Here is a 975-nt window from a genome sequence, read left to right as displayed (position 1 = left end):
CCACGCGCCCGCGCCCCACGTTCAGTGCGGCAGCGTGCCGAGCCAGTCGACGAGCAGCCGGTTCACGGTGTCGGGGCGTTCCTGCTGCACCCAGTGGCCGCACCCCTCGATCAGGTGCGTGGCGTGCAGCCCCGGCAGGGTGCGCGGGAAGGCCTCGACCGCGTCGGCGAGCCACTTCGTGGAGGCGTCCGCCGCCCCGGCGACGTACAGCGAGGGCTGAGTGACGGGGGCGCCGTCCCAGGGTGCGAGGTCCTCCCAGTCGCGGTCCATGTTGCGGTACCGGTTCAGGGCGCCGGTCAGGCCCGTACGCGTGAACTCCGCTGCCACAGCGTCGAGTTCGGCCTCGGAGAGCCAGGACGGCAGCACTCCCGAGGGGAACCGGTCCGCCATCCGCGCGCCCGGCTTCACGAGGAACAGCGCGTCGCCGCCGGGCGGCATCGTGTCCGCCGACAGGCCCGCGTAGAACCCGGCGAGCCAGGACCGGACATCGGGCTCGATCTCGGCTTCGGCCCGGCCGGGCTCCTGGAAGTACCGGACGTAGAACTCCTCGTCCCCGCCGATCCGCGCGAACGCCTCGCTGGGCCGCAGCGCGCCGCGCGGGCTGTACGGGACGCCGAGGAGCCCGACCGCGCGGCACAGCTCCGGCCGGACGAGCGCGGTGTTCGCGGCGATGCCCGCACCCCAGTCGTGCCCCACGAGCACCGCGGACTCCTCGCCGAGAGCGTGTACGACGGCGGCGTTGTCCTCGACGAGATCGAGCATCCGGTACGCCGACGGGTCGCCGGGCACCACCGAGCGGCCGTATCCGCGTACGTCGAGGGCGACCGCGCGGTACCCGGCGGCGGCCAGTGCGGGCAGTTGGTGGCGCCAGGAGTGCCAGGTCTCCGGGAAGCCGTGGAGCAGCAGCACGAGCGGGCCTGCGCCCTGCTCGACGAGGTGGAGCGGGCCCGCGGGGCCGTCGACGAGGCGGTGCTC

The 975-nt window shown here is 74.5% G+C and carries 1 protein-coding gene; it reads right to left on the bottom strand.

The features are described 5' to 3' along the window. Positions 1-21: 21 nt before the first annotated feature. On the bottom strand, positions 22-975 hold a 954-nt coding region (locus tag GUY60_RS37885; protein WP_161706029.1), incomplete at its 5' end, for an alpha/beta fold hydrolase.

This window comes from Streptomyces boluensis, assembly GCF_009908195.1.
Classification (GTDB): Bacteria; Actinomycetota; Actinomycetes; order Streptomycetales; family Streptomycetaceae; genus Streptomyces; species Streptomyces boluensis.
The sequence above is the reverse complement of the archived record's forward strand: the minus strand, read 5'-3'. Positions and strand labels throughout refer to the sequence as shown.